Raw genomic sequence first — 11,654 nt, 5'->3', positions numbered from 1 at the left:
GTGGGAACCGAGCCGATCGTGGAGGCACCACCGATCCTGGTGGCGCGCGGGCTGTCGGCCGGGTACGGCGGCCGCGCCGTCGTGCGAGACCTCGACATCGTCATCCGTCCCGGCGAGATCGTCGGGCTCCTCGGCTCCAACGGCGCCGGCAAGACGACGACCATCCTCACTCTTGCCGGCGAGCTCTCCCCTCTCGGCGGAGAACTCCTGTGGGCCGAGCAACCCGCGCGCGGCGGCCTCGCCAGCCGAGCCCGCGACGGCCTCGGGCTGGTGCTGGAGGAGCGCACCGTGTTCAGCAAGCTGACGACGGCGGAGAACCTCAGCATCGGCCGCGGAACGCCGGAGCGCGCCCTGGAGTACTTCCCCGAGCTCGAGCCGCACCTCGGACGCCGCGCCGGACTCCTCTCCGGAGGTCAGCAGCAGATGCTGTCGGTGGGCCGCGCCCTCGCCGCCGAACCCCGGGTGCTCCTCGTCGACGAGCTGTCGCTCGGGCTCGCGCCGATCATGGTCGATCGGGTGTTCGAGGCCATCGTTGCCGCCGCCGGTCGCGGCATCGGCATCCTGGTCGTCGAGCAGCACGTGCGGCGCATCCTCGATGCCGCCGACCGCGCGTACGTGCTGCGCCGCGGCCGTGTGGTGCTGGAGGGCCCGACCGCGGAGCTCGAGGGGCAGCTCGACCACATCGAGGAACTGTATCTCGCGCAGGGTCGCGAGTCTTCATCGGAGTGAGCCCACTCCCGACTCGGAGGCAGCCCGTGCCCACCGCTCCCAGTTCGTCCGCGCGGATCGTCGCAGCGGGCATCCCTCTCGCGGTGCATGCCAGCGACGCCGCCTGGAACGGGGTCCTCGTGGGCATGCAGTACACCGGGACGCAGACGGTCTACCTGGTGGCGCCCGACGCGGGGGGCTCGCCGGTCTGGCTCGCCGACCACGAGATCACGCGGATGGCACCCGCTGTCACTTACCGCCCCCAATGATGCGCTGGAGTAAATCCGCGCTTAACAAGATTGCATTGGCGCTCATCGTTCGCGCGTCCTAGCGTGGCGACATGGAGACGGCGACGCAGCGCATCGAGGCAGATCTGCTGATCCCCGGGCGCGGCACGCCGATCCGGAACGGCGTCGTGGTGATCGCGGGGCCGAGTATCGCCTACGCGGGAGCGAGTGACGGCGCGCCCGACTCCGGCGCGGTTCCGACGATGCGGGTCGGGACGGTCATGCCCGGGATGTGGGACTGCCACACTCACCTCAACGGCGGCCGCCCCGGCACTTTCGACTTCGCCCAGCTCATCCAGGAGCATCCGGCGACGCGGACCGCCCGGAGCGTGCCGAGCCTGCGGCGGGCACTGGATGCGGGTGTGACGAGTGTGCGCGAGGTCGGCGGCATGGGGCTGCACCTCGCCCCGGTGGTCGCCGAAGGATCTGTGCCCGGTCCGGCGATCTATGCTGCGGGATCGGTCATCTCGGCCACCGGGGGCCACGGCGACATCCACAGCCTTCCCACCGAGTGGGTGCACGACTGCGGGCGCGCCGGGGCCGGGTTCCGTCTCGCCGACGGCGAGGCCGAGTGCGCGAAGGCGGTGCGCGAGCAGCTGCGTCGAAACGCCCGCATCATCAAGGTGTGCGCGTCGGGCGGCGTGCTCAGCGTCATCGATGATCCGATGAACCAGGAGCTCACCGTGCGGGAGCTGCGCACGATCGTGGAGGTCGCAGGGCTTGCCGGGCGAAGCGTCGCCGCTCATTGCCACGGCAAGGCCGGCATCATGGCAGCCCTCGAAGCGGGGGCGCTCACGATCGAGCACGGAAGCTACCTCGATGACGAGTCCTGCGTCGCGATGAAGGAGACAGGGGCGATCCTCGTGCCGACGCTCACGATCATCCGGGAGCTGCTCGACCGGGGTGGCCTCCCACCGTATGCGGCTCGCAAGCTCGACACGATCGCGCACCTTCATCGCGAGAACATCGCGCGGGCCCACCACGCCCGTGTGCGGATCGCGATGGGCACCGACATCCAGAGCACGGGCGACGCCCCGGCGTCCTGGGGACGCCACGGGCGCGAAGCAGTCCTCCTCGCCGAGATCGGGATGGATCCGCTGGAGGTGATCGAGGCCGCGACGGCCAACGGTCCGGCCACACTGGGTGCGCAGGCGCCTCGCTCCGGTGTGCTGCAGGCGGGCTTCGACGCCGATCTCCTGGCGGTGGACGGCGACCCGCTGGAGGACATCTCGGTGCTCGCCGATCCCGCCCGTATCGCGGTCGTCTGGCAAGCCGGCGTCCTGGTGAAGGGGGCAGGCGGCTGAGCCGTCCCGCTTCCCGATGGACATCGCGCACGTATTTCTCCTTCTCCTGGCCGGTCTCGTCGCCGGCGGGATCAATGCGCTCGCCGGCGGCGGCTCGCTCATCACCTTCCCCGCCTTGATCGCCACCGGGCTCCCGCCGATCCAGGCGAACGTGACGAACTCGGTCGCGGTGTTCCCCGGCTACGTCTCGAGCGTGCTGGGCAGTCGCGTGGATCTGAGAGGGCAGTGGCGCCGCATCGGGGCCGTGCTGCCGGCCACGGCGCTCGGCGCCGCGAGCGGTTGCGCGTTGCTCCTGTCGACCCCCGCTCGCGCCTTCGAGGTGACGGTGCCGTTCCTGGTGCTCGCCTCAGCCGCGACGCTGTACTTCCAGGACCGCATCCGCGGGCTGGTAGGTCATCCGCGCGCCCTCAGCCCGCGCCGTCAGTCGATCACCCTGCAGGTGGCCGTGTTCGCGGGCGCGGTCTACGGCGGATACTTCGGTGCCGCCCTGGGCGTCATGTACGTCGCCGTCCTCGCGCTCGTCGTCGACGAGTCGCTCAATCGCATCAATGCCCTGAAGAACGTCCTGACCACCACCGTCGGCGTCGTCACGGTCTTGACCTTCGGGCTGTCCGGCACCGTCGATTGGCTCGCGGTGCTCGTCCTCGCTCCCGCCACGACGATCGGTGGATACGGCGGGGCGCTCTTGGCCCGCCGTCTTCCGGCGCGCCTCCTGAAGGGCTTCATCGTCGCCTTCGGCACGATCGTCGGCCTTGTATTGCTCGTGCGGGCCTTCGCCTGATCGACGGGCGCGCAGCTCGTCGGCGACAGCCGCACTTGACAGCGGCCCGCGTTGAGATTCATAATCTTCTCGTCAGTGATAAATCGATTTAACATCGCGATAAATCGATTAGCCAAAGGAGGACACTGTGGCGCAGGCGCGAATCGCAGACGTGGCGAAGGCTGCGGGCGTCTCGTCGGCCACCGTGTCGCTCGTTCTGAACAAGGCAGACTCACGCATCTCTGAGGAGACTCGCGCACGCGTCGAGCGCGTTGCGGCCGAGATCGGCTACGTTCCCAACCCGATCGCCCGGAGCCTGCGGACACGGAGCACCCGGACGATCGGGCTCGTCTCCGATCGCATCGCCACAACGCCGTTCGCAGGACAGATGCTCGCCGGCGCCCAGGAGGTGGCGCGCGAGCACAGCCACCTCGTCATCCTCGTCGACACCGACGGGCACCCCGAGATGGAGTCCGAGGCGATCGACACGCTGGTTCATCAGCGCGTGGACGCGATGATCTACGCCTCGATGTACCACCGGGTGCTCGAGGCGCCGGCCGGCCTTCCCGCCGGCACGGTGTTCATGGACTGTCGGCCCGAGGGCGGCGGATTTCCCGCAGTGGTCCCTGACGACTACGCCGGCGGTCGCGCCGCCGCGCAAGAGCTCGTCGACGCCGGACACCGCCGGATCGCGTTCGTCGACACCGACGAAGACCGTCCCATCGCGGCGGACCTGCGCCTGCAGGGCTACCGAGATGTGCTGACCGAAGCCGGGCTCGACATCGATCCCGCCCTCCACGTCCTCGTCGCCACGTCGGCGGCGGGCGGCCGTGCGGCGAGCGAGCGGCTGTGGAGCCTGCCGCCCGAGCAGCGCCCGACGGCGATGTTCGCGTTCAACGACCGCATCGCCGCAGGCATCTACTCCTGGGCGCTGCGTTCCAGCGTCCGCATCCCCGACGACCTATCGGTGGTCGGGTACGACGACCAGCAGCTCATCGCCGCCGAGCTCGACCCGCCCCTCACGACGGTCGGCCTCCCGCACGCGGCGATGGGCCGATGGGCGATGGAGACCGCGCTGGGACTGCGCGCGGCACCCACGGACTCCGCATACCTCATGGACTGCCCGATCGTACGTCGGGCCTCCGTCGCTCCTCCGGCGCCCCTCGGCAGCGCGTCGGATGCGGGAGCGACGGACGCAGGCCGCTCCGGCGGCACAGCCGGGGTGACGTCGACGTCACCCCAAGAATCGAAAGGAATCCACTGATGAAGCGCACCTTCATCCCGCTGGCGGCGACCGGCGTGGCTGCCGCGCTGGTTCTGACCGGATGCGGTCAAGCCGGACAGGGAACGACCAACGCCGACGGCAAGACGGAGCTGACGATGTGGACCCACTCTGCGGGGAACCCCGCCGAGCTCGAGGTCTACGAACGGATCATCTCCGACTTCAACGCCTCCCAGGACACGTACGAGGTCGTGCACGAGTCGTTCCCGCAGGGAGCGTACAACGACGCGATCGTCGCCGCTGCGGCCTCCGGCGACCTGCCGTGCCTGCTCGACCTGGACGGGCCCATCATGCCCAACTGGGCGTGGGCCGGCTACCTCCAGCCTCTCGGCCTTCCCACCGACATCACCGACAGCCTGCTTCCGACCGCCGTCGGCACGTGGGACGGCGAGATCTACTCGGCCGGCTATTGGGATGCGGCGCTGGCGATCTTCGCGCGCCAGTCGGTGCTCGACGCCAACGGGATCCGCATCCCCACCGTGGCGGACCCGTGGACGCAGGACGAGTTCGACGCCGCTCTCGCCACCCTCAAGGCCGGCGGCTACGAGACTCCGCTCGACATCGGAGCCGAGGACACCGGGGAGTGGTGGCCCTACGCCTACTCGCCGATGCTGCAGAGCTTCGGCGGCGACCTCATCGACCGCGACTCCATGCTCACCGCGGACGGCGTGCTCAACGGTCCCGACGCGGTGGCCTGGGGCGAGTGGTTCCAGGGCCTGTTCGCCGACGGCTTCGCGAGCAACGCCGGGACGGTCGGCAACCAGGAGTTCATCGACGACGAGGTGGCGCTCAGCTACACCGGCGTGTGGAACGGCCTGACCGCCGCCGAGGAGATCGGTGACGACCTCCTCATCCTGCCCCCGCCCGATCTCGGGAACGGCCCGAAGATCGGCGGCGGCTCGTGGCAGTGGGCGATCTCGTCGGACTGCAACGACGCCGACGGCGCTCGCGAATACCTCGAGTTCAGCTTCAACGACGAGTACATCACCGAGTTCGCCGACAAGCAGGTCGTGATCCCGGCGACCGCCGCGGCCGCGGCGGCGTCCGAGCACTTCGGGGAAGACGGCGTGCTGCGTCCGTTCGTGGAGTTCTCGCAGCAGTACGCGGTGCTGCGCCCGGAGACCCCGGCCTACGCGGTCATCTCGAGCACGTTCGAGACCGCGGCGAAGGACATCATGAACGGCGCCGACGTGCAGCAGAGCCTGGACGCTGCCGTCACGGAGATCGACACCAACATCGCGTCGAACGACGGCTACGGCTTCGAGTGACGCCACCGTGCTGGGGGTCGCTCTGCGACCCCCCGCCATCGGTCGAAAGAAGACACCATGACAGTCACCCCTCCGACCGTCGCGGCCGAGCGCCCGCGACGTTCGCTCCGACGCCTGCGCTCAGCGAGAGGCCGGGAGAGCTGGGCCGGCCTCGGAATGATGGCCCCGGCGGGGCTCCTGCTCCTGCTGTTCCTCATCATCCCGGTGCTGCTGGCCTTCACGCTGTCGTTCACGAACGCCCGCCTCATCTCCCCGAACCCGCCGAGGTTCGTCGGCTTCGACAACTTCCTCCGGGCCTTCACCGCCGACCCGGTCTTCCTCCAATCGGCGCTGAACACGTTCCTCTTCGCCCTCGTGGTCGTTCCCGTGCAGGCGGCGCTCGGACTCCTGCTGGCGGTGCTGGTGAATCGGCGGATGCGGGGCACCACGCTCTTCCGCGTCATCTTCTTCATCCCGGTCGTCACCTCGATCGTCGTCGTGTCGATCCTGTGGAAGTTCATGTACCAGAAGGACGGCCTGATCAACTCCATGATCGACACGCTGACCCTCGGGGCGTGGAGCGGGATGGACTGGCTGAACAATCCCGACACGGCGCTCGGTGCGATCATCGTGCTTTCCATCTGGCAGGCGGTCGGCTTCCACATGATCATCTGGCTGGCAGGTCTCCAGACCATCCCGGAGGAGCTCTACGAGGCGGCGCGCATGGACGGTGCCAGCCCGTGGCGCCAGTTCACGAACGTCACCTGGCCAGGTCTTCGCCCGACCATGGTCTTCGTGCTCGTGACGATCACCATCGCCGCTCTCGGCCTGTTCGTACAGATCGACGTGATGACCCAGGGCGGGCCCGTCAACTCGACCTCGACGATCGTCTACCACGCGGTGCGCAAAGGGTATGAGCAGCAGGAGATCGGCTACGCCGCATCCATCTCGCTCATCTTCTTCGTCGCGGTGCTCATCATCGCCCTCATCCAGCGCTGGCTGACGCGAGAGAAGGACTGACATGACCTCGACCCTCGAGCGCGCCGCCGCCTCATCGTCGGCTCCCGGCTCGTCGAACCGCCGCACCGCGAGCAGTCAGCGCCGTCGCGGTCGCGCCTTCACCTACGTCGTGATGTCGCTGCTCGCGGTGCTGTTCCTCTTCCCGCTGGTGTTCATGTTCGTCTCGAGCCTCAAGCCGGACGCGCAGATCCTGCAGGACATCGACTCACCGAGCGCGTTCCTGCCGGTAGGAGACATCAGCCTCGACAATTACTTCGGCGTGTTCGAGCGGGTCCCCGTGGCGCAGTTCCTGTTCAACTCGGTGCTCGTCACGGTGCTCACCGTCGGACTCGGGCTGGTCGTCAACTCGATGGCGGGATTCGCCCTCTCCCGGCTGCGGTGGAAGGGCCGTACCGTCGTCCTCGCGCTCGTCGTGGCGACGCTCATCGTCCCGTTCGAGACGATCGCCGTGCCGATGGTCTACTGGGTCAACCAGCTTCCCACCCTCGTTCTCGAGGGTGGCGTGCTGAAGTACGACTTCGGATGGCTCAACACGTATCAGGTGCAGATCGTGCCCTTCGTGGCGAACGCGTTCTCCATCTTCCTGTTCGCGCAGTACTTCTCCACCATCCCGAAGTCGCTCGACGAAGCCGCCCGCATCGACGGCGCGAGCTGGTTCGGCATCTACCGGCGCATCATCGTGCCGCTGTCGGGACCGGCGTTCGCCACCGTGGCGATCCTCACATTCCTGCCCGCGTGGAACCAGTACCTGTGGCCGCTCATGGTCGTGCAGAAGGAGGAGCTGCGCCCCGTCATGGTCGGCATGCAGTACTTCTTCCAGCTCAACACCGCGTGGGGGGAGGTGATGGCGTACACGTCGCTCATCACCCTCCCCGTGCTCATCGTCTTCCTCATCTTCCAGCGCGCCTTCGTCAGCTCGATCGCCGCGAGCGGGGTGAAGGGATGACGCACGATCCATACGACGTCGTGGTGCTCGGAGAGGCACTCATCGACGTCGTGCACACTTCCGCCGGGGCGGCCGAGCGCCCCGGCGGAAGCCCCGCGAACGTCGCCGTCGCCCTCGGGCGGCTCGGCCGCTCGGTGGCACTCGCGACGCGCGTCGCCGACGATGCCGGCGGCCGCAGCATCCGGTCGTGGCTCGCGGATGCGAAGGTCGAGACGATCGCGCTCGGCGCCCCCGCCCGCACGTCGACGGCGCTGGCCCGCATCGACGACGCGGGCGACGCGACATACGAGTTCGACCTGGACTGGGCGGTCCCCGCCGACGCCCAGGTCCCGGGTGCGCGCCTCGTGCATACCGGCTCGGTCGCGACGACGCTCTCGCCCGGAGCCGACGCGGTGGCATCGCTCATCGAGCGCGCCCGCGTCGAGGCGATCGTCACGTACGACCCCAACATCCGGCCAGCGCTCACCGGCGGACGCGAGGATGCGCTGCGTCGCGTGGAACGCCTGGTGGCGCTCGCCGATGTCGCGAAGGCCAGCGCCGACGATCTTGCATGGCTGTACCCGGATGCGACGACCGAGGAGGTCGCCCGCCGTTGGTGCGAGGTGCATCCCGCGCTGGTCGTCGTGACCGACGGGGCGGCCGGCGCGCTCGCCGTCGGGCGCGCGGGCGCGGTGCGCGTGCCGGCCACGACGACGACCATCCTCGACACCGTCGGTGCCGGTGACACCTTCATGGGTACGCTCATCGACACCCTGCTGCACTTCGGCGGCGCCGCCTCCGCACTGCGGGCGCGCCTGCAGCAGCTGACGACGGACGATGTGACCGCGGCGCTCCGGCGGTCCGCCGCGGCGGCGGCGATCACCGTCTCGCGGCGAGGGATGGATCCGCCCACGCGAACCGAGCTGGCGCTGCGGAGCGCCGAGATGAAGGAGAGTGCCTGACGTGTTCGACCTGCCCGATTCCTGGGTGTGGGATTTCTGGTTCGCGGATGACGGCGACCGCTATCACCTGTTCTTCCTGTACGCCTCGCGCGCGCTGCACGACCCCGATGCGCGGCACTATCGCGCATCGATCGGCCACGCGGTCTCCGACGATCTCGGCGAGTGGACCCGTGTCGAGGACGCACTCGTGCGCGGAGCGACCGGGGAATTCGACGACCTGGCGACCTGGACGGGCTCGGTGGTGCAGCATCCCGATGGGCGGTGGTTCCTCTTCTACACCGGCTCGCATCTCAGCGCCGACGGGCGCAATGTGCAGCGGATCGGCTATGCGACCTCCCGCGACCTCTTCACGTGGCACAAGGCGGCCACCAACCCCGTGCTCGCGGCGGACGGGGAGTGGTACGAGACCCTCGCCACCACCGAGTGGCACGACGAGGCGTTCCGCGACCCGTGGGTGTTCGCCGATCCGTCGGGCGAAGGCTGGCACATGCTGTTCACGGCGCGCGCGACGAGCGGGCCGACGCACGGGCGCGGCGTCGTGGGCCACGCGGTGTCGCCGGATCTGGAGCGGTGGCAGCTCCGTGCGCCGCTCAGCGCGCCGAGCGACGACGGATTCGGGCAGCTCGAGGTGACGCAGGTCGCGGAGGTCGACGGGCGCGCGGTGCTGTTGTTCTCCTGTCTCGCCCGCGATGCCACCAATGCGGTGCGCGCTCGGCACCCCCGTGGTGCGGTGTGGGCGGTGGCGGCCGAGGCGTTGACCGGTCCGTTCGACATCTCCTCGGTCTCGCCCATCGCCGACGACGACCTCTACGTCGGACGCCTGCTGCGCCGGCGGGACGACGGTCGGTGGCTGTTCTTCGCGTTTCGCCACGACGATCCGGCGGGGCGGTTCGTGGGCGGCGTCACCGACCCCGTGCCGGTGGCGTGGGACGGCGACCGCCTCGCGATCCTCGAGGAGGCGCGCCGACAGGCGTGAGCATCCGCTCTCGGTAGGGTGAGGGCGTATGGACATCAGGGTCGCCGCGTACGCCGTCATCACCGACGCCGATGGTCGCGTGCTGCTCGCGCACTGGAATGAGGGGCGCCACGCCGCGTGGACCCTTCCCGGGGGCGGGCTGGAGGCGGGCGAAGACCCGGAACGGGCCGCGCGGCGGGAGGTGCGCGAGGAGACCGGCTATCGCGTCGCGCTGGACGGACTCCTGGGCATCCACTCCCGTGTGATCCCCGCCGCCGACCGCATCAGCGACGTCGCCACCGGGCCCCTGCACGCGTTGCGGATCGTGTACCGCGCCCATACGACCGGGGGCCGGTTGCGCGACGAGATCGATGGCTCGACCGACAGAGCCGACTGGTTCGCGCGAGACGCCGTGCGCAGCCTTCCCCGCGTCAAGCTCGTGGACATCGGTCTGCGGATGGCGGGACTGCTCTAGCCGGCCGGAGCGTCCGTGCTGATGTCCCCGACCTTCGCATCGTAGGCCGAGATCAGCGCGTCCGCGTCGACGAAGAGACTGAAGCCGTGGGCGCCGGCGCCCATCGCTATGCGCTGCCCGACGATGCGTTCGTCGGCGTAGACCGGCCAGGCCGTGGTGCTGCCGATCGGGACGATCGTGCCCCGTTCGTAGCCGGTGGCCTCGAGAGCCCGCGAGGCGTCGGGGAGTTGCAGTCGGTTCACTCCGACGAGCGCGCGGAGCTTCGGCCACGAGATGGCGCGGTCACCCGGGACGAGGGCGAAAAGAAAGGTGTCGTCCGACCGCTTGACCACGAGCGTCTTCACGATGCCCGACGGCGCGAGCCCCATCAGCGCCGCCGCCTCCGGCAGGCCGCGCGCGGGAGGTCGCTCGCGGATCTCCACCGCGAGCCCCCGGTCGGCAGCCGCGATGCGGACGCGTTCGGTCGGGTCGGCTTCGCTCACGCGTCGGGCGCGCGCAGCGGGTCGTCGGCGACCCACAGCTCGTCGTCCGCCCGGAGCGTCTGCCACGCGGCGTACACGACTCCTGCGGCCGCGGCGACGCCGAGGATGATCGCGATGACCCCTCCGGCACCGATGCCCGAGCGCTTCGGCTGCGCGAACTTCGCCGACAGCGCCTTCGTCGCCTGCTTGCCGTACTTCTCGGCCTTCTTGGCGTACGTCTGCGGGTCGAGTCCGCCCAGGCCGCGACCGGCGGCCAGACGTGCGCGCGTGTCGCTGGCGGCGTCCCATACCGAAAGGGCAGAGCCCACCACGGCACCCGCCGTCGGAACGACGCGGTCGGTGAGCACCTGGCGCGACACCTTCAGGCCCTTGTCGACGTAGGGCGCGGCGTACGTGCCGTAGGTCTGCTTCACCGCGGGGACGACCTGTTCACGGCTGTAGTGGGACAACTGCCGGCCGGCTTCCCGGGCGACGTTCGCGCTCTCGCCCAGCAGCACCTGCTGCGAGTCCCACAGCTTCGATGCCTGCTGCTGGAGCTTGCGGAGTTCCTTCTTGCGCTTGCGGCTGAGGCTCACGGTCTTGCCCTCCCGATCGATGGGGACGTACTCGCCCCATCTTGCCAGAAGGCGGATGTCCGCGACGGAGGGGCTTGCAGATAACTCTGCGAGAATGTACCCATGCCTTCTCCCAGCGCGATCGCGACCATCCACACGAACCATGGCGACATCCTCGTCAACCTCTTCGGCGATCAGGCGCCGCGCACGGTGCAGAACTTCATCGGTCTCGCCGACGGTTCGCAGGCCTGGACCCACCCCGCCACCGGCAAGCCGGGCGAGGGTCCCCTCTACACCGACGTAATCTTCCACCGCATCATCCCCGGCTTCATGATCCAGGGCGGCGACCCGCTCGGTCAGGGCGTCGGCGGTCCCGGCTACTCCTTCAACGACGAGATCAGCCCCGAGCTGGACTTCCAGGCGCCGTACAAGCTCGCGATGGCCAACGCGGGCCTGCGCCGCAACGCCATCACGGGACAGCCCGAGGGGACGAACGGATCGCAGTTCTTCATCACGACCGACCCCACGCCGTGGCTGCAGGGCAAGCACACGATCTTCGGCGAGGTCGCGGATGAGGCCTCCCGCGCCGTCGTGGACGCGATCGCCGCTGTCCCCACCGCCGCCGGTGACCGCCCGATCGAGCCCGTGGTGATCAGCTCGATCGACGTCGCCGCGGTCTGACACGGCGCGGCG

14 protein-coding genes are annotated in these 11,654 nt (G+C 69.5%); 12 read left to right on the top strand and 2 right to left on the bottom strand.

Going from position 1 to position 11,654, the window contains the following annotated elements:
• The 11 genes from ACTU3I_RS02110 (at window position 1) to ACTU3I_RS02060 (ending at window position 9,925) form a co-directional block, all read left to right on the top strand.
• On the top strand, window positions 1-729 hold the full coding sequence (locus ACTU3I_RS02110; protein WP_442923953.1) for an ABC transporter ATP-binding protein: 729 nt from the start codon (window positions 1-3) through the stop codon (window positions 727-729).
• Window positions 730-755: 26 nt separating this feature from the next.
• Window positions 756-977 carry a hypothetical protein gene (locus ACTU3I_RS02105; RefSeq protein ID WP_442923951.1) on the top strand — a complete coding sequence of 74 codons (222 nt, stop codon included), beginning with the start codon at window positions 756-758 and terminating at the stop codon, window positions 975-977.
• Between the two features lie 71 nt (window positions 978-1,048).
• Window positions 1,049-2,299 carry a metal-dependent hydrolase family protein gene (locus ACTU3I_RS02100; protein WP_442923950.1) on the top strand — a complete coding sequence of 417 codons (1,251 nt, stop codon included), beginning with the start codon at window positions 1,049-1,051 and terminating at the stop codon, window positions 2,297-2,299.
• Window positions 2,300-2,315: 16 nt separating this feature from the next.
• Complete coding sequence (locus tag ACTU3I_RS02095) at window positions 2,316-3,080, top strand: sulfite exporter TauE/SafE family protein (protein WP_442923949.1); 765 nt, start codon at window positions 2,316-2,318, stop codon at window positions 3,078-3,080.
• 127 nt (window positions 3,081-3,207) lie between these two features.
• Window positions 3,208-4,323 (top strand): LacI family DNA-binding transcriptional regulator, encoded by a 1,116-nt coding sequence (locus tag ACTU3I_RS02090; RefSeq protein ID WP_442923948.1) that lies wholly within the window; start codon window positions 3,208-3,210, stop codon window positions 4,321-4,323.
• On the top strand, window positions 4,323-5,609 hold the full coding sequence (locus ACTU3I_RS02085; protein WP_442923947.1) for a sugar ABC transporter substrate-binding protein: 1,287 nt from the start codon (window positions 4,323-4,325) through the stop codon (window positions 5,607-5,609). Before ACTU3I_RS02090 ends, ACTU3I_RS02085 begins: the two co-directional genes overlap by 1 nt.
• A gap of 57 nt (window positions 5,610-5,666) precedes the next feature.
• On the top strand, window positions 5,667-6,608 hold the full coding sequence (locus ACTU3I_RS02080; protein ID WP_442923946.1) for a carbohydrate ABC transporter permease: 942 nt from the start codon (window positions 5,667-5,669) through the stop codon (window positions 6,606-6,608).
• Between the two features lies 1 nt (window position 6,609).
• The gene (locus ACTU3I_RS02075; RefSeq protein ID WP_442923945.1) at window positions 6,610-7,554 is read left to right on the top strand and encodes a carbohydrate ABC transporter permease; all 945 of its coding nucleotides are present in this window, start codon (window positions 6,610-6,612) and stop codon (window positions 7,552-7,554) included.
• Entirely contained in the window at window positions 7,551-8,495 is a 945-nt protein-coding gene (locus ACTU3I_RS02070) for a carbohydrate kinase family protein (RefSeq protein ID WP_442923944.1), read from the top strand. Before ACTU3I_RS02075 ends, ACTU3I_RS02070 begins: the two co-directional genes overlap by 4 nt.
• Before the next feature lies 1 nt (window position 8,496).
• Window positions 8,497-9,471, top strand: coding sequence for a glycosyl hydrolase family 32 (locus tag ACTU3I_RS02065; protein ID WP_442923943.1), 975 nt, complete (start codon window positions 8,497-8,499; stop codon window positions 9,469-9,471).
• 28 nt (window positions 9,472-9,499) lie between these two features.
• Entirely contained in the window at window positions 9,500-9,925 is a 426-nt protein-coding gene (locus ACTU3I_RS02060) for an NUDIX hydrolase (RefSeq protein WP_442923942.1), read from the top strand.
• On the opposite strand, the gene ACTU3I_RS02055 is transcribed toward ACTU3I_RS02060, so the two are convergent.
• Window positions 9,922-10,407 (bottom strand): aminoacyl-tRNA deacylase, encoded by a 486-nt coding sequence (locus ACTU3I_RS02055; RefSeq protein ID WP_442923941.1) that lies wholly within the window; start codon window positions 10,405-10,407, stop codon window positions 9,922-9,924. The two genes, ACTU3I_RS02060 and ACTU3I_RS02055, sit on opposite strands and share 4 nt — an antisense overlap.
• On the bottom strand, window positions 10,404-10,982 hold the full coding sequence (locus ACTU3I_RS02050) for a DNA helicase (protein WP_442923940.1): 579 nt from the start codon (window positions 10,980-10,982) through the stop codon (window positions 10,404-10,406). The genes ACTU3I_RS02055 and ACTU3I_RS02050 overlap by 4 nt, the downstream gene beginning before the upstream one ends.
• 102 nt (window positions 10,983-11,084) lie before the next feature.
• On the opposite strand from ACTU3I_RS02050, the gene ACTU3I_RS02045 reads away from it, so the two are divergent.
• On the top strand, window positions 11,085-11,642 hold the full coding sequence (locus ACTU3I_RS02045) for a peptidylprolyl isomerase (RefSeq protein ID WP_442923939.1): 558 nt from the start codon (window positions 11,085-11,087) through the stop codon (window positions 11,640-11,642).
• Window positions 11,643-11,654: the final 12 nt, after the last annotated feature.

Source organism: Microbacterium sp. RD1 (assembly GCF_052220165.1).
Classification (GTDB): Bacteria; Actinomycetota; Actinomycetes; order Actinomycetales; family Microbacteriaceae; genus Microbacterium.
Note: the sequence above shows the minus strand (reverse complement) of the source record. Positions and strands in the feature narration are given on the sequence as shown.

What these genes read in the sequence shown, in the direction of transcription:
- ACTU3I_RS02080 (WP_442923946.1), top strand. Translation starts at nt 5,667, where the DNA reads ATGACAGTCACCCCTCCGACCGTCGCGGCCGAGCGCCCGCGACGTTCG.
- ACTU3I_RS02045 (WP_442923939.1), top strand. Translation starts at nt 11,085, where the DNA reads ATGCCTTCTCCCAGCGCGATCGCGACCATCCACACGAACCATGGCGAC.
- ACTU3I_RS02095 (WP_442923949.1), top strand. Translation starts at nt 2,316, where the DNA reads ATGGACATCGCGCACGTATTTCTCCTTCTCCTGGCCGGTCTCGTCGCC.
- ACTU3I_RS02075 (WP_442923945.1), top strand. Translation starts at nt 6,610, where the DNA reads ATGACCTCGACCCTCGAGCGCGCCGCCGCCTCATCGTCGGCTCCCGGC.
- ACTU3I_RS02070 (WP_442923944.1), top strand. Translation starts at nt 7,551, where the DNA reads ATGACGCACGATCCATACGACGTCGTGGTGCTCGGAGAGGCACTCATC.
- ACTU3I_RS02085 (WP_442923947.1), top strand. Translation starts at nt 4,323, where the DNA reads ATGAAGCGCACCTTCATCCCGCTGGCGGCGACCGGCGTGGCTGCCGCG.
- ACTU3I_RS02100 (WP_442923950.1), top strand. Translation starts at nt 1,049, where the DNA reads ATGGAGACGGCGACGCAGCGCATCGAGGCAGATCTGCTGATCCCCGGG.
- ACTU3I_RS02060 (WP_442923942.1), top strand. Translation starts at nt 9,500, where the DNA reads ATGGACATCAGGGTCGCCGCGTACGCCGTCATCACCGACGCCGATGGT.